This window comes from Asticcacaulis excentricus CB 48, from assembly GCF_000175215.2.
Taxonomy (GTDB): domain Bacteria; phylum Pseudomonadota; class Alphaproteobacteria; order Caulobacterales; family Caulobacteraceae; genus Asticcacaulis; species Asticcacaulis excentricus.
The window spans coordinates 319259-339398 of the sequence record NC_014817.1 but is presented as its reverse complement, the minus strand read 5'-3'; the positions used below and the strand labels follow the sequence as shown (position 1 = coordinate 339398).

The 20140-nt window shown below is 60.5% G+C and carries 20 protein-coding genes and 1 pseudogene; 2 read left to right on the top strand and 19 right to left on the bottom strand.

All coding sequences use genetic code 11. The annotated features are described in order from the left end of the window. Positions 1-160 precede the first annotated feature (160 nt). Complete coding sequence (locus ASTEX_RS13275; protein WP_013480149.1) at positions 161-2065, top strand: glycoside hydrolase family 43 protein; 1905 nt, start codon at positions 161-163, stop codon at positions 2063-2065. 10 nt (positions 2066-2075) lie between these two features. After that, positions 2076-5822, top strand: coding sequence for a family 43 glycosylhydrolase (locus ASTEX_RS13270; RefSeq protein WP_013480148.1), 3747 nt, complete (start codon positions 2076-2078; stop codon positions 5820-5822). Between the two features lie 376 nt (positions 5823-6198). Here the strand turns inward: ASTEX_RS13270 and ASTEX_RS13265 are convergent, their stop codons facing one another. The 19 genes and pseudogenes from ASTEX_RS13265 to ASTEX_RS20865 form a co-directional block, all read right to left on the bottom strand. Further along, positions 6199-7104: a transglutaminase family protein gene (locus ASTEX_RS13265; protein ID WP_049781727.1), complete on the bottom strand. Its 906-nt coding sequence runs from the start codon at positions 7102-7104 to the stop codon at positions 6199-6201. 1 nt (position 7105) lies between these two features. Continuing rightward, positions 7106-7357 (bottom strand): hypothetical protein, encoded by a 252-nt coding sequence (locus ASTEX_RS20555; RefSeq protein ID WP_013480146.1) that lies wholly within the window; start codon positions 7355-7357, stop codon positions 7106-7108. A gap of 56 nt (positions 7358-7413) precedes the next feature. Further along, a complete protein-coding gene (locus tag ASTEX_RS13255) occupies positions 7414-8025 on the bottom strand; it encodes a hypothetical protein (protein ID WP_144004740.1) in 612 nt (203 codons plus the stop codon). 5 nt (positions 8026-8030) lie between these two features. After that, positions 8031-8714, bottom strand: coding sequence for an SOS response-associated peptidase family protein (locus tag ASTEX_RS13250; protein WP_013480144.1), 684 nt, complete (start codon positions 8712-8714; stop codon positions 8031-8033). Positions 8715-8716: 2 nt separating this feature from the next. Then, on the bottom strand, positions 8717-8989 hold the full coding sequence (locus ASTEX_RS13245) for a hypothetical protein (RefSeq protein WP_013480143.1): 273 nt from the start codon (positions 8987-8989) through the stop codon (positions 8717-8719). Positions 8990-9041: 52 nt separating this feature from the next. Next, complete coding sequence (locus ASTEX_RS13240; RefSeq protein WP_013480142.1) at positions 9042-9245, bottom strand: cold-shock protein; 204 nt, start codon at positions 9243-9245, stop codon at positions 9042-9044. Positions 9246-9692: 447 nt separating this feature from the next. Then, positions 9693-9926: a hypothetical protein gene (locus ASTEX_RS13235; protein ID WP_245532567.1), complete on the bottom strand. Its 234-nt coding sequence runs from the start codon at positions 9924-9926 to the stop codon at positions 9693-9695. A 117-nt stretch (positions 9927-10043) separates the two neighbouring features. Further along, entirely contained in the window at positions 10044-10256 is a 213-nt protein-coding gene (locus ASTEX_RS13230) for a DUF2274 domain-containing protein (RefSeq protein WP_013480140.1), read from the bottom strand. A 13-nt stretch (positions 10257-10269) separates the two neighbouring features. Then, positions 10270-11328, bottom strand: a complete 1059-nt coding sequence (locus ASTEX_RS13225; protein ID WP_013480139.1) for a TraB/TrbI/VirB10 family type IV secretion system protein — start codon at positions 11326-11328, stop codon at positions 10270-10272. Continuing rightward, positions 11321-12223, bottom strand: a complete 903-nt coding sequence (gene trbG, locus ASTEX_RS13220; protein ID WP_013480138.1) for a P-type conjugative transfer protein TrbG — start codon at positions 12221-12223, stop codon at positions 11321-11323. Before trbG ends, ASTEX_RS13225 begins: the two co-directional genes overlap by 8 nt. A gap of 11 nt (positions 12224-12234) precedes the next feature. Beyond that, the gene (gene trbF, locus ASTEX_RS13215) at positions 12235-12939 is read right to left on the bottom strand and encodes a conjugal transfer protein TrbF (protein ID WP_013480137.1); all 705 of its coding nucleotides are present in this window, start codon (positions 12937-12939) and stop codon (positions 12235-12237) included. Positions 12940-12942: 3 nt separating this feature from the next. After that, a complete protein-coding gene (trbL, locus tag ASTEX_RS13210) occupies positions 12943-14130 on the bottom strand; it encodes a P-type conjugative transfer protein TrbL (RefSeq protein WP_013480136.1) in 1188 nt (395 codons plus the stop codon). Positions 14131-14150: 20 nt separating this feature from the next. Next, on the bottom strand, positions 14151-14870 hold the full coding sequence (gene trbJ, locus ASTEX_RS13205; protein WP_013480135.1) for a P-type conjugative transfer protein TrbJ: 720 nt from the start codon (positions 14868-14870) through the stop codon (positions 14151-14153). 25 nt (positions 14871-14895) lie between these two features. After that, complete coding sequence (gene trbE, locus ASTEX_RS13200; protein ID WP_013480134.1) at positions 14896-17340, bottom strand: conjugal transfer protein TrbE; 2445 nt, start codon at positions 17338-17340, stop codon at positions 14896-14898. Further along, a complete protein-coding gene (locus tag ASTEX_RS13195) occupies positions 17334-17597 on the bottom strand; it encodes a VirB3 family type IV secretion system protein (RefSeq protein WP_013480133.1) in 264 nt (87 codons plus the stop codon). The genes trbE and ASTEX_RS13195 overlap by 7 nt, the downstream gene beginning before the upstream one ends. Further along, positions 17597-17932 carry a TrbC/VirB2 family type IV secretion system protein gene (locus ASTEX_RS13190; protein ID WP_013480132.1) on the bottom strand — a complete coding sequence of 112 codons (336 nt, stop codon included), beginning with the start codon at positions 17930-17932 and terminating at the stop codon, positions 17597-17599. The genes ASTEX_RS13195 and ASTEX_RS13190 overlap by 1 nt, the downstream gene beginning before the upstream one ends. A 26-nt stretch (positions 17933-17958) precedes the next feature. Continuing rightward, positions 17959-18945 carry a P-type conjugative transfer ATPase TrbB gene (gene trbB, locus ASTEX_RS13185; protein ID WP_013480131.1) on the bottom strand — a complete coding sequence of 329 codons (987 nt, stop codon included), beginning with the start codon at positions 18943-18945 and terminating at the stop codon, positions 17959-17961. After that, complete coding sequence (locus ASTEX_RS13180) at positions 18942-19349, bottom strand: hypothetical protein (RefSeq protein ID WP_013480130.1); 408 nt, start codon at positions 19347-19349, stop codon at positions 18942-18944. Before ASTEX_RS13180 ends, trbB begins: the two co-directional genes overlap by 4 nt. Beyond that, positions 19346-20026: pseudogene (locus tag ASTEX_RS20865) on the bottom strand (type IV secretory system conjugative DNA transfer family protein); the annotation flags it as partial. The gene ASTEX_RS13180 and the pseudogene ASTEX_RS20865, both read right to left, overlap by 4 nt. Between the last annotated feature and the right edge of the window lie 114 nt (positions 20027-20140).

Sequence of the window (20140 nt, the reverse complement as noted above, 5' to 3'; positions counted from 1 at the left end):
CTTGAATTGACTTAACCAGCGGCGAACCCTATCACTAGGAAAAAATCAGACAATTAGGGTGAGGTTTTCCATTCTTCTCGTGCGTCGATGCGATCATCCCCCACTTGATCGCGGTTGAGAGGTCTTAAGAATCTGAAACCAAGGTTTTCCTGGAGTTTATATGTCCGCTTTTTCCAAGACGTTTATGATGGGCACCACTTGTCTGTTTCTGGCGTGTGCATCGGTTGCCACGGCTCAAAACCCGACACCGGCCAAGCCCAAATGGCCGATGAAGACCTGGCTGTTCACGTCCTTTCAAGGCAGCGGCGACGGCCTTCATCTGTCGTCGAGCGACGACGGCAAGGTTTGGGCGGATATGGGTAAAGTCTTCCTGAAGCCCACTGTGGGCAGCAAGCTCATGCGCGATCCACATATTCTGCGTGGTCCGGACGGTATCTTCCGCATGGTCTGGACCACAGGCTGGAAGGACAAGGGCATCGGCTATGCATCTTCCACGGACCTCGTGCACTGGTCAGAACAAAAATTTCTGCCGTTCTTTGAGACGGTTGCGGGAACCAACAATGCGTGGGCACCCGAAACCTTCTATGACGAAGCCACGCGGCAATATGTTATCACCTGGTCCTCGGATGTCGAGGGTCGCTTCCCGGAGACTAAATCCAGCGAGCGGATGAACAACCGCACCTACTACGTCACTACGACCGATTTCGAGACGTTCAGCCAACCCAAGCTGCTGATTGACGCGGGTTTCGATCACATCGACACGACGATCGTCAAAAGCGGACAGCGGTATATTGCCGTCTTCAAAGAAGGCGACAAGCAAGCGACCAAGGCATGGGGGGCGATCCGCTGGGCGGTCGCCGACTCTGCAACTGGTCCGTACAGACTAATGCGCAATGCCTTGGTGTCCGGTCAGCGCGCCGAAGGCCCCACACTAAGCGTGGAAGGCGAAAAAGTCCGGCTCTATGTCGACTACTATGCCGACAAACGTTACGGCGCGTTCGAGACCACGGACTGGGTGAACTGGCGCGACATTTCCGGCGACGTCGCCGTGGCTCAGGGCCAGCGGCACGGAACGGTTTTCAGCGCACCAGCGTGGCTGGCCGAAGATCTGGCAAAGGCCCCCCCCTCCGCGTCGCTGGTCACGCCCGTTCCCGCGCCGCCAGCGATCCTCGAAGGCTACACGGCCGATCCCTCTATCCGCGTATTTGGCGATACCTACTATATCTATCCGACCTCGGACAAACCGAACTGGCAAACAACTGATTTCTCGGTATGGTCGTCGAAAAATCTGTTGGAGTGGAAGAAAGAAGGCCTCATCCTCGACGTGGCCAACGACCTGAAGTGGGGCAAGGTTCAGGCCTGGGCACCCGACGCCATCGAGCGGAACGGCACCTATTATTTCTACTTCTGCGCCGAAGGCAGCATCGGGGTGGCCACGTCCAAATCGCCGAAAGGCCCCTTTGTCGATGCGCTGGGCAAACCGCTTCTGGCCAAAGGTACAGGCATAGAAACCAATACGATCGATCCCTATCCGTTCATCGATGACGACGGTCAGGCCTATCTTTACTATGGCAATGGCCGCCTCGGGAACGTCGTGAAACTGAAACCGGACATGATTACGGTCGACGGGCCGGTCCATACGATCGAACTGAAGGATCACCGCGAAGCGCCGGTCGTCTTCAAGCGCGACGGCAAGTACTATTTCATGTGGTCGATCGACGATGCGCGCAGCCCGAACTATCGCGTCGGATGGGGCGTGGCGGATTCCCCGCTCGGGCCGGTAAAAACGCCAAACGACGGCTTTATCGTCCTTCAGAAAAACGGCCCGGCAGTCGGCACCGCCCATCACAGCGTGGTCAATGTCCCTGGCACGGACCGTTGGTATGTCGCCTATCATCGCCATGCCCTGCCTGAAGGGGGCGGCTATCAACGCCAGACGGTGCTGGCGCGCATGGAGTTTACGTCTGACGGCGCGATTAAGCCGATGGACCCGCTGGTGGTGCCGTTCAAGCCGGGTGACGCAGGTGAACCGGTACGCCCCTTTAATGCCGCCCGCTCGAAATAGAGATCCGTCCATGAAACGCTCAATCGGTCTGGCCACCCTCCTGCTAGTCACCGGCTTTGGCCTTACGACGCCAGTCCTCGCGATCACGAACGGCACCGGCCCGACGGCCACCGGCGTATCGGCTACGGCCACAACCCCGGCCGATCTCGCCCGGACGGTGGCAGAAGCCCTCCGTAATGATCCCGCCTTCGCATCGCCCATCCGGGGCAGCCTGACGCTCTTCGGGTCGGGTGAAGACATCGACGCTCTCAAGGGAGTTGCGGGCGCTCAAGCCGTTTCGATCACCTGGCGCTCGTCCGATCGGACAACGATTTCGGACACAGACAAAACGGTTGGCCGGGACGTCATCCGCAAAGGGGCGGTAAAGCGCGCCAATGTCGACAAAACGGTCCGTTTGACCGCGACCGTCACCGTTGCGGGCGTCAAATCCCTGACCGTGCCCATCGACGTCACGGTTCTCGCCAAGCCCAAAACCCCTCAACTTGACACCGAGGCCTACGTCTTCGCCTACTTCGTGGCCGATAATATCAAAGGCGAGCAGATCTATTTCGCCGTTTCAGATGGCAATAACGCTCTTAAGTGGAAGGATCTGAACAACGCACAGCCGGTTCTGGAATCGACATTCGGCACCAGAGGCCTGCGCGATCCGTTCATCATGCGCTCCGCAGAAGGCGATCGCTTCTTCCTTCTGGCCACCGACCTGTCGGTGGGGCGCTCTGGCTGGAGCAAGGCCACCGATGAAGGCAGCCTCTATCTGGAAATCTGGGAATCCACGGACCTCGTCAACTGGGGCAAACAGCGCCATGTGAAGGTCAGCGCGCCCAATGCCGGCATGACCTGGGCACCCGAAGCCACCTATGATCCTACGATTGATGCCTATGTGGTCTATTGGACCTCTCACATGTTCGAGGACGCGGCACGCACGCGCAAGGACACTAACGGCCCGCAAATTCTGACCTCCATCACCCGCGATTTCCGCACCTTCACCGCGCCGCAACCGTGGTTCAAGGCAGCCGATCTCCCCGATCTCGTGAAGACACAAGGCATGATCGATTCCACCGTCTTAAAAGATGGCGATCACTACTACCGCTTTACCAAGGTGACCGATGCTCAGGGCTGTCCTTCGGCGGATATCATGGCCCAGCGCTCCACATCCCTGAGGGCGACGACCGAATCCGGTGCTTGGGAAGTCGTGGACCGCTGCATCGGACGCAAGGCTGGTACACCTGAGGTCGAAGGACCGAGCGCCTTCATCGCCAATAAGGGCGACACGAGCGGCTTCAAATACTACGTCTGGGTCGATCACTACCGGGGCATCGGCTACATCCCGCTCGGCACCAACTCGCTAGAGACGCCGATCAAATGGGCCTACCCGTCCGATTTCCGTCTGCCGGCGCGCCCCCGTCATGGCTCGGTGCTGGCCATCACCGCCAAAGAGCGGGACGCACTGGTCGCCAAGTGGGGTTCCACCCCCCAAGCGACCGCACCGCAGAACGCCGTGAAGGAGGCCGCCGCGAAGATATCCGACGGCTGGGTCGTGCCACCCGTCGTCGTATCGGGCACGCGCCTTCCCAATCCACTGGGTCACAACGCGCGCTGGCGCATTGACGGCACGGTTCTGGAAGACGGGGTTCCCACCAACACCCAATCAGCGTCGAAGACCGTGGAACTGACCGGGACGGTGTCGCTACCGGACGGCGCATCTTTGGAAAAACGCTTTACTGTGAGGTTGTTGGGCAAAGAGGCGCGCCGTCTCATCTCCTACGCCCGCACGCCGACAGACGCCCGCGACGCCAATCAGCCACTGATCGCACGCAGTGTTCATCTGGCGCTGGGCCATTCTACCGCTGACGCCAAACCGCTAAATGGCAACTATGGCGTCCTGTTCGCTACGGGCGATTACATTGGCGTCGATCGCGTCGAGAACCGCGGCATAGCGAACCCGTCCCTGTTCTATTTCGCCGACGGCAGTCTGGGTGTTATCGGCACCCGTGTCGATATGACCGGCACCGCAGTGCGGCCTTCGACCGCTTTTGTCTTCAAAGCTGATACCAAGTCGCCCGCGGATTTCGCCGAACTGGGGACGATCGACCTTTGCGCCGAAGATGGCGTCATCTCGCCGCGCGCCATGTGGGACTCTGCCTCAAAGCACTATATCGTGTCCTGGAAGACCATGTCGGGTGCGGCGCGGTGGACAACGGTTGAGGATCTGGCCCGCACCGAACTTAGAGGCGCGCCGTTCTTCCCGGAAAATCGAGGTCGCCGCACCCGGATCGTGTCCGACGGCAATGTCGGCGTGATACGGACCGGTGAGGTAGCGACCGGTGACGCTATCCTGACGGCCGATCTCCAGGCTCGCCTTCCTGGTTCTGAGGCTCCGGCCACCTTGCCGGTTGACGCCGAACTGGCACAGGCACTCGAAAATCGCTTCGGCCGGATCGTGAACACTGGGGCACGCGTAGAGGCAAAAACCATCACCGCTGGCGATATTGCCTCTGTCCAATCGACGCGTGTGACCCTAGACTATTCGGATGGTTCCACCGCAACGCGCGCTGTCGAATGGAACCTGGCAGACCTTGAGCGGCTAAAACGCGCACGCTCTGGCACCTATAGGATCCGGGGGACGATCCGGCAGGAGGCTTACCCTCAGATTTTCGCTTATAATCGCGCCGATCCGACGATTTATAAGTACGATCGTGGGGACAAGTCCCAATATCTGTTCATCGCCACCGACGATACCGACAATAAAAACGTCAATTCACCACATCTGCCTTTGCGCGTAGCTGAGACTATTGCGGACCTTGCCGACGCCAATGGCGGGCGAAAACGCGAGGTCGACCTCCTGAATCGGCTTACGCGGGCCGAGCGCACAAAGGAAGGGCGTGTTATTGCCGGTTGCTATTGGGCGCCGGAAATTCATGAGATCGGCGGGCGCCTGAGCATCCTGTTCGCACCATGTTTCAACCCCTATAACGATCAGTCGAACGAAAAAGGGGCGTGGTCCACCGTTGAAGCTCATATCATGCAACTGCGTGAAGGCGGTGATCCCGCCAATCCGGCCGATTGGTCTCAGCCGGCGGCCGTGCGCAAACCAGACGGCACCCCGCTGGGACGGGCGGAATACACTAAGAACATAAGCCTCGATATGTCCTATTTCGAAAGCGGTGGACAAGCCTATTACATCTGGTCACAGCGCTATATCCCTGAGCAGGGAAAACCCGGCGATCCGCTCACATGGATCGCCAAGGTCGATCCGTCCAACCCAACCCGTGTCACTTCGCAACCGCAACCTATCATTGCTCCGAACCTGTCGTTCGAAGAGAACCTGTCCGAAGGGGCCTTTGCCCTCTTCCGAGAGGGCAAGATCCACCTCATTTACTCCAGTTCGGGTGTGAGTCCGACCTATGTGGTCGGTGGGGTCTGGGCAGAGGAAGGGAGCGACCTGACGAATATCGACTCCTGGCACAAATGGAAGGCTCCCCTTCAGAAGAGTCTGCCCATGCCTGCGGGCGTCACGGATTACCTCACCTATGAACAAGGCCCCGGTCACGGCGCTTTTACGCGGGATTCCGACGGCAACCTGCTGTACGTGTATCATAGCTGGGGCAATGGTGTCGGCGGCAACGGTCGTGACACGCGCATGCGTCGTGTTCAGTGGACATCAGATTCACGCCCCGTACTCGATATGAGGTTTGATGAGGAAGTTGCGCCTCAAAACCGCTCTGTAACCCTGCATGTAACGGTTCGTAAGCCATGAAGTGAAGCAGATCCTGTTTCCGACTATGTGGCCGCGCATGGACTATGAACTGACAGATGTAGGGGACACACTTCTGACCCCTGTCACGTCGCTCGTGAGATCGGCGAAGGGCAATCAGGAGACTCTGATCCGGAATAGTGCAAGCCAGGACGATTGAGATTTTAGACTTAGGTCTACTGTGGACCATTAAGCACGAAGCCGCCCGTTTTCGGGCGGCTTCGCTTTACACGACAGGCGGCACTGCGCCATCGCTATGTCGACGCCACAAGGGCTTGGCCGGACTCTTTGACCGGGCTCTTTATTCAGGCAGAACAAGAAGTCGAATATCGAAGTCACCGGTTTCGGTTAGTTGCTTAGGAAAGCGCGTCCTCACCGTTCAAGCTTCGGAGGAGCCCTTTAACCGCATAGTGATCGAGATGCTTAGGTTGGCCTCAGCAGGGTTTCTGCCGCCGTAGCTGCCGGTCACGGGCGAAAGAGCGCCCATATCGTGCCCAACAGCGACCGCAATAAGGCCGTAGTGGCCCATCTGTTCGTTTGTCGGATCGAAAGCCACCCACCCTGCACCGGGCAGATAGATCTCACCCCAGGCGTGTGTAGTGCCCCCCTCCCCCGAGCCCAGCAGACCGAGATCTTCCGGAACCAGATAGCCTGATACGAGCCGGGTTCCAAAACCCAGTGCGGCGGCGGCTTTTGTGAACAACACCGCGAAGTCACGGCAGGACCCCAATCCCAGGGCCAGTGTCTCTTCAGCTGACTGGGTACCCTCCGCGTCGCGCGCCTCATAGGTGACCTGGTTGTGAATGCCAGAGTTTATCGCCTGAAGAAGGGTAAGTGTGTCCACGGACTGACCGTTCAGAAAGCTTCGGGCCCATCGCGTTAGGGAGTCGGAGACACTGTCTGAGCTTATGTGAGTGTCAAGGGCGGCCTTTTCAAAATCGGTGTACTCAAACGGATAGCGTGTTGCCGGGAGGTCAATACGATAGACCGGCCAAGGTACGGCACTGAGTTCCACTTCTGTGGTTGCCTCAACTCGTAGGCTCCTGGCTTTTTTTGATAGAGTGGCAATCGCAACGTCATTGCCAAAGACGTCCTCCGCAAAGAAAAGCTCAGCCTCCGGGGTTACTTTGACGGAATGTGAAATCAATTTGACCTGTCGCCCTTCCCTGGGCCTCAGAAGCAGGCGGTGCTCGTTCAGGTGGACCGCCTCACTATATCGATAGTCAGTCACATGGCTGATTGTGATCCGTTTGGCAGAGACCGGCATCATGGCAAAGGATGTCACGCTAGCGGATCCACCATCCGCGCTTCGGCAGCAAAGGAACAGAACCTCTCGTGGTTTTCGGGGGGGCCTTAACGGGATTGTCCCCGCTGACGTCGTCATCCAGCTCGATCAAACGGCTGACACAGGCGGATACTTCGGCGCCAAGCGCAATCCGCTCGCGCATGGATATCACGGCCGTAAGTTTGTTTTTGGAGATGCGGAGTTGGCGACGGGTCTTATCCAGAATAGCAAGTCGGTCTTTGCGCGGGTCCATGACCGTAGGCCTTTCATCTTGGAAAAAAGAAGCGATAGCGGTGAAGGCACGCGGTATCAGGGACGAGCCAGATGACGACGAAACTCTGTGAGCCCTCGCCGGGAGGCCATAACCGCCCCCATCAGGGCAAGCCCGGTAATCTGGCATTCCGCACCGGTCCACTTTAGCATCGCCAATCGGCCGGCGACGTAATCTGCCGCCAACCTCAGATCCCTTGCGTTACCGGTGGTTTCGACCGGGCCGAATACCATATTGATGATCTGCCGGTGGATTTCGGGCCTGAAGTCCGCTGTGGCGGAGTAAAGCTGGACCAGATACCCCAGAAGCTTCCTGGTCCCATCGAGATCGGCAACGACAGGCGGACGAATGAGAAAGCGCCTGAACTCTTGTGGTTCAGTCCGGGCAAGCGCGCCGGCGACCACAAACAGTGTCGCGGTCAGAGCCCGATTGTCGCTGTGTTTGAGTAAAGGCAGGTGCCGGTCGATAAGCCTGCGAAACGCCAGAACCTCCCCTTTCTCAAGGATCATCCCATTGAGAATGAGAGGTTCAAGCGTGTGAGCCAGGGCCTCTCGGTGCGCCTCTGTGCGGCCGGGCACACACGGCTGGATAAGCACCATATCCACCAGGTCGGCGATCGTGGTCAGATCGTCGTGAAAGGCGAGTGGCATGGAGGTCATTCGTGGTGAACCTGGTGCGATTTAAAGGGACTTGGGCGATCGCTGAGGTCAAAACACTGCGTTTGACCAACAGGGCTCGCCTGAAGGTCTCGAAGTGACTGGTGAACCAGCCATACCCACCAGTCGGCCTCGCTCAACAAGATCGGTTCCTGCTCTGGATTTGCGGCCAGACTGTGGGGAACGGACCGGGTCAGAATGGTGAAGCTGGTCACTTCATGTCCGCCCTGGCGATATTGTCGCCATAGGCCGGCCGCCGCCATCGGCGCACTTGTCGACGAGCGCGCCCGGAGAAGGTGCCGCCCGTCAAATGACGGCAAGGTAAATCCAATGATGGGGACGAGACAATGGTAGTGACGCCACAAGGTCTCGGAGGGGTCTCCACCTGTCACATCGTCGATTGGCGTCCAGCGCCGATTGCTCGTCCAGGTCTTCAACGCCCCATCATGCCATCGGGGCACCAGCCCCCATTGGGCGTCGACGGCCTCAAACCGCTGGAGATCATCGGACATGATAACAATAGGGATGGTTTGCGGGAGCCCCCCTGTACAATAGGCCTGGCGAGGGGGAATTTCAAAATTAAGCGCTTCGGCAAACGTGCTTAGATCGTGATCAGGTTCAAAAAGCACTTCCCCGGTGGCCTGGTCCGGCGCAGATCTTACAGTTCTGTTTTGGGGAACCATCTCTATGCCTCCCGCAACAGACGCCAACTGGCAGCCGCGCCACGCTCGAAGATGACCTGCATTGCGTCCCGCACGCTCAAAACCGCAGCGGCCCGGTTACTATGGCGTTCAATCGGCGCCGAGTCCTTGGAAACCGTCCACACACCAGCGATGTTCGAGACTTCAAAGTATGACGGTGTATTTGCGTTCACCAGCATCTCGCCGACCGTGGGCCAGATCGCGTGCCAGGTCTGTATGCAGGTTGAAATGGGAGCGAGGGGCGGTGCCTGGGGCATGGGGGTCTCCAAAAAAAAACGGGCCCGGCGCTTTGACCGGGCGAAGGTATCGTCAGATGATTTGCAGGTTACTCGCCGAAGATCGGCCACGATCCAGCTGGACCTCATAACTCACCTTCTGCCCGTCAGAGAGTGACCGCAGGCCCGCACTTTCGACTGCCGAGGCATGCACAAACACGTCGATCCCTCCCTCATCAGGCTGAATAAATCCGAAGCCCTTGATAGAGTTGAACCATTTAACTGTCCCGAGAGCCATGGAGGCCTCCTGTCGCATAAAGACGCGCGCCGTCCGACCCAGGCTGGGTCACTCGAAATCAACAATTTTTAGGAAAAGAGGCCGAATGCGGCACAGGTCCGAGCATTATTGCCCTTCAGACAGTCAGTAACACATTCTCTATGTATTTCCTAATTATTTTTTGCGATAATTCGATACGAGATGATATTTTTATTTAAATATTATTTCACTTTTACTTTACATTCTTTCATAAATTGGAATCAATTATTCCGATTAATGCGCCATAATTCATTTTTTATTTTTGCTAATTTCCGGGATTTATTTGAGCTGTGGAGCTGAGGGCGACACAGGCGTTGACGCTGACGGCTTTGACGCCGTCACTCTATACCGCCTGCAAGACGATTACTGTTAAAGGAGAGATCAGTTACCTCAACCCTTAAGCCCGCCCTTCGTCAAAAGCCATTCGAGCTAGATCCGCACGACAATCAGATCGACAAGGTTGGCGCCTAAGGCGGACGGGTGGGCGCGCGACCGGTAGCCGCGGCCTTGCGCGAACTGGTCGAGTTCGCGCGCCTGACGGCTCCAGGTCAAGAGATCGCTATGGCCATCAAACGGACAGCTGTAATCGCCGGGATCCCCCGATCCGATCGCTTCACGTAACGCCTGAAGCGTCACTTCCTTGACACGGGTCAGCATAGTCATGGAGGCCGCCTTTCGGTTTACACTGTGCCACATGTGCAAGGGCGCGGCCACCAGCTTCACCATGAGATAGTCAGGTATTTTAATGGAAATTCGAAGCCACCGGAAAGGCTCAATCCCCTACCCCTTATGACCTCGCACGGACTTGCGGTCTGAGGCGAGGAAGGCCTCCAAGATGTATGGTATGAGTTCCACAACGGGTTCCACGGTTCCGTAGGCTTCCGCGTAACGGTCTGCGTAGGCTTTCAACGCCTCATTGAGCTCAGACCCTAAAACGATGGTGAGTTTCACCGGTGTGCGATCCGGCAGCTTGGGCAGCTTTAAGTCAGCCATTCCGGGTTTCCTTTCAGTGCGTGTTTTCGACGGTCAAGATGTCGGTGAGAATGATCCGAACGGGCCAGCCCGGACGAACCGTGATGGTCGCAGGCGCATCGACCGCCTGTTGAATGATCTTTTGGCCGGCCTCATTGAAGGTTCGTCCCGCGGCCTCCTGAAGGGCGCGGGTCAGGTCGCTCTCGTCCCCGCCCCTGCGGCTATCGGCAAGTGCGAGAATCGTTGATAGGCCGAGGCCCTTCGCCAAGGCACCGGGATGGTAGTCCACGCGGTCTTTCAACCCGACAAACCCCGACTCGTCAGCCGCCAGAGCGTCCTTTAGAGTCGCTACCCGGCCATCGGGCAGCACCAACTTATCCCAACTGACATTGATGCGCTGCTGGCGCGCACCTGTGGCGCGCTCGTATCGACCGATCAGGCGGCTACCCAGGGGAATGACAATGATGCGTCCACTGCGGCTGTCGAAAACCGGTTCTGTGATCTGGGCCAGCACGACACCTGGCAGGTCAGAATTCAGACCCGTGATCAGGGTGGCCGCAATGATCGTACCGGCGGCGACTTTGAGATCAGACCCTTTGCGGACGGTCGCAGTGGGCTTTCCAACCTCAATCGTTGATAATGGAGGGTATGGCTGAGAAACCGAGACGAAGAGACCACCCGTAGGTGTCTCCGCGGCCGCTCCGCCTGCTGCCACCTGCTGAGGGCCCTGAATGCCCGGGACCTCGGCCCCGGGCGGCAGCTCCGCACGTTGCGCTTCCAGCATCGGGCCCCCTAAATCACCGGGCAAGGGCGGCCCGAGTTGGGGCACATCCGCATAGGTCTTCGGCAAACCGCTCAGACTTTCCGTGGGAGGTCGGACCCGCTTTTCGAGGTCGGCGGCTTTCTCCTGCGTTGCACCGGCTCTGATCAGGGGCGGTGACAGACCGATCCAGGCAATAGCGGCCAAAGCCAGCGACCCGGCGGCTCCGACACCGATCATCAGATTGCGCCTGAACCGCACGACGCGCCGAGGCTTAGCCCGAAGCACGAGGGTCTCAGGATGCACCTTTTCCGGGGTTTTGGTATTAGTCATGGCGGCGCCCCTTGGAACGAAGCGCTGGCACATCTGCCCGGCGTAGCCGCACGACGGTTTGGGGCGCTTTCCCGAGTCGCAGCTCAGCCACATCGATCAGGCGGTCCACCACGTAGTATCCAGCCTCAACCCGGAAATTCACGAGTTGGGCCTCGCCGGTCGCAGAAATGAGAAACAGAGGTGGCGCGACCGAGGTGCTCAGTTGCGAGGGAAAAACGATATAGGTCCGTGCCCCATCGTCAAATACCTGGCGGGGTCGCCACGGCGGCTTTGCCCCTTCAATCACATAGTCGAAATTCAGTTTCGCAACATCGAGACCTTGCGGATTTGGATCGACCAGAGGCTTCGGGGTCTTCTCCTCCCTGACGATCGGCGGTGTGGGGTAGCGCCAGGAGACGCCGGCCATATAGGTCGAGGGCGTGCTCTCCAAGTGGATATGATAGGTGCGAACAGAGGTCAGGACGACGAGATTGGTCTTCAAGCCGGAGACATGCGGTTTGATCAGGATATGGCTTCGCTGAGAGGCCCCTTCACCGCTTTTGGTGTCGCCAATGATCCAGCGCACCGTGTCCCCTGCCGAAATCGCCTGTATGGCTTCCCCCGGCTCCAGCATCAGATCCGTCACCCGATCCGGCGCAGCGTACACCCGATAGAGCGCCCCTTCCATGTAGGGATAGGTCTGGATCGCATTGAGGTAGCTTTCAGTCGAGGGCTCACGAAGCGCCGCCTTGTTTGCCGCATCGACACGACCTGCGGGCGGCAGCGTCTCGACGCGAGCCGACGCTTCTGAGGGGGCGACGGTCAATTTGAGCGGCGGCTTTTTAGGCGGGGCCGCTACAGCTATCGTGGCGACAAGGGACAGGGGCGCAAGGCCCCATAGGACAAGCGGCTTCATTGGTTTCTCCTTCAGGGATTGGCTTTGGGGGTGTCGGGGGCGTAATCGCTCGACCAGGCGATACTGGTGACGTACAGGCCGAGCGGGTTCTTGCGCAGAACCTCCTCGCGAGTCGGCGTCTGGACCTTCATGCCGACGATGGCGGTCCACCGACTTGTTCCAATAAGCTGCCCGTTTTCAAAGGCCTGTTCGGTCCACTTCACCTGAAACGAGGACGTTGAGGCTCTGACGACGCTGTTGATGGCAACCGTGACGGATCGCCGCCCCACATGGGCGAACGGATCGTTCAGGCGGGCGTACTCGCTGAGGAAGGTCGCAGCCTCGCCCGTTGCCATATCGTAGGCGTCCAGCCACTGACCCCGCACCAGTACCGGGTCGGTTGGCAGGGATCGGACGAGCGTGATGAAGCGGCCCAGATGCCAGGCGAGTTGCGCATCCGTCGGGTTATAGGTCTTTGTCACCGGCGCCACCGCCCTCACCGCGCCTAGACCATCGACCTCGACGACATAGGGCACGACGCGGCTTTGGGTGGTGCTCCAGATCAGCCCGGCACCGAGACTGAAACTCAAGCCCAGCGCGCCTAAAGCGACGAGGCGCCAGTTGGCGGCTTGCGCCACGGCCGACCCGATGCGGCTATCCCACACCTGTGCGGCCTTTTGATAGGGCGTGACGGGCTCCGGCGTTGTGCCGTAACGCTGAACGGGGCGTTTGAACATGACTTAGTCCTTTTGCGAGAGATTGGGTGAAGCCGACCCGGAGGCCTGATCGCCGGCGAGAATGGCGGCCTGAACCATCTGAATGCGCGCGCGGGTGCGTTGCTCGGCCTGCATCTTTTTGGCCCAAGCGGGCGGAGTCGCCCCATCAGAGGCCGATGCGCCCGTTGCAGAGCCCTGCGCTGTCGAAGATGAGGGCGGCGGCGGCGGTGGCGACGAGGCACCCGCCCCACCCGAACCGCCACCTAGCCTTGAGGCGGCCGAAGACACGGCTTGGAGGCTTCCACCCGCGCCGGCGAGGGCACGTGCCGCCCCACCGATCGCCCCACCCGCCAGCATCCCGGCTCCGGCTGCGGCACCCAGCGTGCCAGCGACCGATCCCGCGCCAAGCTGAGGTGCGCCTGTGACAAGACCGGAGGCTACGGTCGGGCCGAACAGACCGAGGCCCAGAAGGGTCAGCGAGGCCAGCACGAGCGTCATGGCCTGCATGAGGTCAGGCTCTGCACCGTCGAGCGCCGTGATGAAGGTGTCGAAAAAGCCAGAGCCGATGCCGACGATCACGGCCATGACCATGACCTTGATGCCCGACGTCACGACATTACCGAGGACGCGTTCGGCCAGAAAAGCGGTTTTGTTCCACAGGGCGAACGGCACCAGCACAAAGCCCGCTAGTGTCGTGAGTTTGAACTCCAGCACGCAGATGAAGAGTTGGACGGCCAGCAGGAAAAAGGACAGGATGACCAGAAGCCAGGCGACCAGCAGGACGACGATCGTCAGGAGGTTGCCGAAAACCGTATCGAGGCCCAGCAGGTCGGCGATCTGCTCCAGGAGCGGGTGCGCGGCCTCGAAGCCGGTCGCCGCCAGTTTACCCGGCCGCAGGAGGTCGTGGGCGGAAACACCCCCGCCGCCGGCCCTCAGGCCCAGACCGGCAAACGAGTCGTAGATGACCTCGGCCAGAAAACTGAAATGGGTGATGATGAAAGCAAAGGCGCCGACATAGAGGACCTTGCGGATCAGACGGGCGAACAGGTGCGCCTCTTCGTCCATCACCCAGAACAGGGCCGCCAGGGTGACGTCAATAGCGATGAGAGTGGCGGCCAGATGACCGACGTCGCCCTTCAGAAGGCCAAACCCGGAGTCCAGATAGGCGACGAAGGTTTCGAGGAAGGTGTCGATGATATTGAGGTCGGTCATGGTCGTCCCCTTAAGTCCCGCTACTGCCCGGCCTTGCCGGAGCCAAGAAACCGACGGGTGGCGGTCTTGGCTGCAGCTTCGGCCTCCGCCTTTCGCGCGGCGTCCAGCGCTTCCGCGCGGCCCTGGGCGGCCAGCAACGTCTGGATTTGCATCTGCTGCTTGGCGGTCAGGGCGAGAAGCTGGTTCGTGGCTTGCTGCGCCTCGAGAGACCCTTCGGCCCCTTCAGCCACTGAGACGATGCGGTTCAGGGCGGCGGCATCATCGGCTAAGGTCTCAGAGATCTGCGCCTGCACGTTCAGAGTCTGGCTGTAGGCCGCCATGGCGGATTTCCACCGCGTCTCCGCACCGGACAGAAGATCGCTGAACTTCAGGTGACTGCCATAAGCTCCGGGAAACTGACGGGAAAATGCCTGACGGGTTGCGTTAAGATTAAAGGCGATACCCCTGGCCTCCTTCATCAGCGCGTCAATGGCGGCGATGTTCTTATTGAGACCGGCCAGGGCACTGACGTCGAACCGTTTGAGGTTCTTCGCCATATTCTGGAGCATCACCGCTTCGTTTTGCAGGCTGAGGATCTGGTTGTTGATCTGCTGCAGGGCGCGGGTCGCCTGAAGGACGCTCTGGACGTAGTTGCTGGGATCATAGACCACCACCTGCGCCTGCACGGCCGGCACCAGAACCGTCATCGATCCGATCGAAAGTAAGCTCAGAGAAAGAACCAACAAAGCACTCTTTTTCATGATGAATATCTCCCTTATCTGATGTTTAGGAATGGGCCCGACCAGCCCCGACTGACGGGGGATCAGTGACCAACAGTAGGTCCGCTACCCAAGGCAGACCGCGCGCGGCGAGGTAGCGAGCGGCGAAGGTGTCTGACGGTCCTTTGGCCAGGACGGCCTCGATCAGGCGCTGGTCGTCCGGACTTGAGGCGGCGCAGACGGCGAGCGCCAGCGGCCCCAGACGCAGTTCAAACAGGCGGTTGCCGCGCCGGGACTGGAGATAGTAGTGGCGCTTCGGCGTTGCCTGCGCGATGAGGCTGATCTGCCGGTCGTTCAGACCGAGCCGCTGATAGGCGGCGCGGCTCTGGGGCTCGACCGCCCGCTCATTGGGCAGGAACAGACGTTGCGGGCAGGACTCGATCAGCACCGGTGCTATGGGGCTATCCACCACATCCGCCAGGCTCTGGGTGGCGAACAGGACGCTGACATTCTTCTTACGCAGCACCTTAAGCCACTCCCGGATGCGGTCGGCGAACAGGGGGTGGTCAAGGAAGACCCAGGCTTCATCAAGAATCATCAGGGTCGGTCGCCCGTCGAACCGGGCTTCAAGACGGTGGAAGAGATAGGTCAGGACGGGCGCGACCAACTGGCGGTCGTTCATCAGCCCTTCCATTTCAAACCCATGTACCGCTGTCAGTGCCAGGGTTTCGCGGTCGGCATCGAGGATGTGCCCAAAGGGGCCCTCGAGCGTGAAAGGCCGTAACGCCACCTTGATATCGTTGAAGGACAAAACCGCGCACAGACCCGTCAGTGTGCGCTGTTCGATGGGTGCGCCGGCGAGCGCTTCCAGTGCCGCCCAAAGCGCATCGCGCCCATCGAGGGAGAGATCGAACCCTTGCTGGTCGAGCAAGGCCGACAGCCAATCCAGCGCCCAGGTTCGTTCGGACAGATCATCGATATGGCGCAGGGGCTGAAAGGCCACCTCCCCTTCCCGGCCTATGGCGTGATGGCCGCCATTCAGCGCAAGGATGGCCGCCCGGGCTGAGCCGCCCTTGTCGAAGACGAAAACCTGCGCGTCGGCGTAGCGCGGGAAAGAAAGGGCCATAAAGGCGAGCAAAACGGACTTGCCAGCGCCGGTTGGTCCAAGGACGAGCATATGGCCGACATCGCCGACGTGGGTCGAAAACCGGAACGGTGTCGATCCCGTACTGACCGCATGAAACAGCGGCGGCCCGTTGAGATGGGCATTGCGCTCCGGCCCCGCCCAGAGGGTTGAGATGGGGGCCAGATGGCTGAGGTTCAGCGTGTGGACGAGTGGCTGGCGCACATTCGCGTAGAGATGCCCCGGCAGGCTGCCGAGCCAGGCTTCCACGGCATTGGGGCTTTCGGCGATGGCGGTGAAGCCCAGCCCATTGATGACACGCTCAATCTGGCGCAGGCGTTCATCGGCGCTCGCCCGATCCGGCCCCGTCACCGTCAGCGTGGTGGTGAGATAGCCGAAGCCCACATGATCGCCGCCTATGGCCTGCAAGGCCAGATCGACATCGGTCACTTTCGTGTCGGCATCGGTGTCTGTCAGCGGGGAGGCTTCTTTGTAGAGCACTTCGCGCATGAGGGACGCGACCGATTTGCGCTTGGCAAACCACTGCTTGCGCAGTTTCGTCAGGGTTTTGACGGCTTCGGGCTTATCGAGCGCGATAAATCGCGTACACCAGCGATACTCGAGATCAAGCGCATTGAGCGCGTCCAGCAAAGCCGGGCGCGTATGGTTGGGGAAGCCGAGGATCGTCAGGGTCCGCAGATTCTGATCCCCCAATCTGGGCTCCAGACCGCCCGACAAGGGCGTGTCGGCCAGTATGGCATCGAGATAGACGGGCACGTCGGGCACAGCGACACGATGATCTTTTGTGGAGACGCAGCCGTGCAGATAGGTCAGCGTCTCTGCGTCATCGAGCGCCCGGATGTGGGGGAGTACCGAGCCGAGCAGATCAAAGAGCGCGTCTGTGCGGTCGATGAACCTGCGCAAGGCGTCGTGCCAGTCGCGAGCGGACCCCTTATCTTCGCGCTCGACAAAGGCTTCGCCCATACTCTCGACCTGATCCGCCGGGGGCATAAAGACGACCGTCAGATGGTAGCGCGACTCGAAGTGTCGCCCGTCTTCGCCCGCAAAGGTCGCCCGGCGCTCCTCATCGATGAGGCGGGCCAGACCGGTTTCGGCACCCACATCCGGATAGGCGTGGGCGCGACCGCGCCGGGCCTCGAAGACAACCGCCCAGCCCGAGCCCAATCGCCGCAAGACGTTGTTGAGGCGCGCGGATAGCGCCACCAGTTCTGCAGGCGTGGCGCTCTCAACGTCAGGCCCCTCATAGCGGGCGGTGCGCTGGAAGCTGCCATCCTTGTTGAGGACGACGCCCGGGGCCACAAGGACAGCCCACGGGAGATGGTCGGCCAGCCGGTCGGCGGTCTGGCGATACTGGCGCAGGTTCAGCATGAAAAATAGCCCTTCAGGCGCAGATGGCGCAGGGTAACGGTGACGCAGTGCGGATCGTGTTTGGCGGCGAAGACCGCGAGAGTGTGGCCTGTTACCCAAAGGACAAGGGCTGGAAGCCACATGTGAAGGCCCAGGCCCAGCGCCGCGGCGAGTGTGCCGTTGAGCAGGGCCAGACCCCGCGGCGCCCCACCCAGAAGCAGGGGCTGGGTGAGCGCCTGATGCAGAGGCACCTCGTAGCCTTCGACCGCCGTGTCCATCAGATCAGCGCCCCGCCGCCAAAGGAAAAGAACGTCAGGAAGAAGCTCGACGCCGCAAAGGCGATCGAGAGGCCAAACACGATCTGGATCAGTTTACGCAGGCCCCCACTCGTCTCACCGAAGGCGAGCGCCAGACCCGTGACGACAATCGCCAGAACGGCGATGATCTTAGCCACCGGCCCCTGCACGCTCTCGAGGATCTGCTGGAGCGGTTCCTCCCACGGCATGCCGGAACCGGCCGCCAGTGCGCCTGAGGTCGAGACGGCGAGCGCCAGTCCCAATGCCAGAGGGAGGGCATACCGCGCACGCTCCACATTCAAAAAAGGCATATGCATCAGATATCTCCATGTTGAGGTTGAAGTCACATCTTCGCCGCTTCGAGCGGTCGAAGTCGGTAATCGCCCTCGGCGGTCAGGCCATCGACGGCCATCACGGCCTCGACCCGACGCGGCGTCCGGGTGAATGGGTTGTGGTTCTGGATGAAGACGACGACATCGACGGCGTCGGCGATCAGGCGGCGGGGCACGTAGACGACCGCTTCCTGAATGAGTTGTTCCAGCCGATAGAGCGCGCCGATGGCCGAATTGGCATGAAGGGTGGCGATGCCACCGGGATGACCGGTGTTCCAGGCTTTGAGAAGTTCCAGCGCTTCGCCGCCGCGCACTTCGCCGACGATGATACGGTCAGGTCGCAGCCGGAGCGTCGAACGTACCAGATCGCTTAAGGCGGCCACGCCGGCGCGAGTGCGAAGGGCGACAACATCGCGCGCGGCGCATTGCAGTTCACGAGTGTCTTCAATCAGGACGACGCGGTCATTCAGCGCCGCCACCTCGGCCAGTAAGGCGTTGGCGAAGGTGGTCTTGCCCGATGAGGTGCCACCCGCAATGAGGATGTTGCGGCGATCCTGAACGGCTGACCGCAAAAGCCGCGCCTGCACAGCGGACAGCATGCCGTCGCTGAGATAGTCGCCCAGCGTAAATACGCGCGACGCAGGCTTGCGAATGGCGAAACAGGCGCTTTCTACGACGGGCGGCAAGAGACCTTCGAAACGTTCGCCGCGGCGGTCGGGCAACACAGTCGGGAGTTCTGCCGAGACGATCGGCGCCTCGGCGTGCACCTCCAGCGCCACATGACTGGCGACGAGGCGCACGATACGCTCACGGTCAGATGGTGGCACCACGACATCGGTGGCCATCCGCCCCTCGCCTGCCCGATCAAGCCAGAGCGAGCCGTCCGGATTGACGAGGATTTCGATCACGGCGGGATCAGCGAGGGCCGCGTTGATCGCGTCCCCGAAGGCGGTACGCAGCATATCGCGCAGACGGCGCGCCGAGACGGACGATGTCATGACGGGGTCTCCTGTGAGGGCGTGATGTCCGAGCGGCCTTGCGCCAGCTTGCGCCCGACCTGTTCGACGAAGGCGTCGAAGCGTTCGCGGCCCCGCGCCCGCGCGGCGGGATCGGGATCGGGGAGATGGCCGTCACGCTGGAAGCTCAGGCGCACAAACAAGGCGAGGCTTTCCAGGATGATCTTCTGGTCGCGCTCCAGGCGGTCGAGTTGACGGCTCAGCCGATTGAGGCGCGCCGAAAAACGCTCATCAAGTTCATTGACGCCTCTGTGTTCGACCCAGGCGAGGGTGGCCGCCTCCAGCACGGCCGACTTGGTCCGACCGGGCGCATTGGCCAGGGTGTCGAGTTTGCGGCTTGCCTCAACATTGAGATAGAACTGGTGACGGATGCGGCGCGCCTTCATGGGTCCACTCCGAACTCGCGGTCCACACCGATACCGGCGGCCTGCTGTATGGGGGTCAGGGCCTGGAGACGGTTTAGGGAGCGCGTGTCGGCCGCCAGATCGCTTTCGTCTTCTGTCGCAGGCTCAGGCCCCTCGTCGCGGCTCGGGTTGGCCGTATTGGCTTCATCGCCGAGGCCTGGACTGTGTTGGCGCTGCAACCCGCCCTCGTCATCGGTCTCTTCGGTCTTTGTTTCCAATGCGGCGGCGAGTTGTCGGCAGGTCGCCCGTATGCGACCCTCCCAGTCATCGGGGCGCGCGGCCGGACGATCGACATAACCGCCCTCCCTCAACGCCGGCGGTGGCAGGCGACGGCGCAGGAAATTCGCGTCCTCGAAATAGCGCAGTTTTCTGGCGCGGATGGGGGACAGGCCTGACACCAGCACCAGTTCGTCCTGCGCCGGCAGTTGCATCACCTCGCCCGGCGTCAGGAGCTGTCGGGCGGTCTCCTGCCGGGACACCATGACGTGGGCGAGCCAGGGCGACAGCCGATGGCCAGCGTAGTTGCGCTGCGCCCGCAACTCTGTGGCCGTGCCCAGAGCGTCAGATATCCGCTTGGCTGTGCGCTCATCATTGGTCGAAAACGCGACACGCACGTGGCAGTTATCGAGGATCGAATTGCTTTCGCCGTAGGCCTTGCTCCTTCCTGCTGGACTATAAGGGACCGGTAGATACCGATCTCGCCGGTTTCATTCAGTGGGTCGATGGAGAGATCGCCAAACTGAAAGGCGTTCCGCCTCTCCCTCCCGGCGATC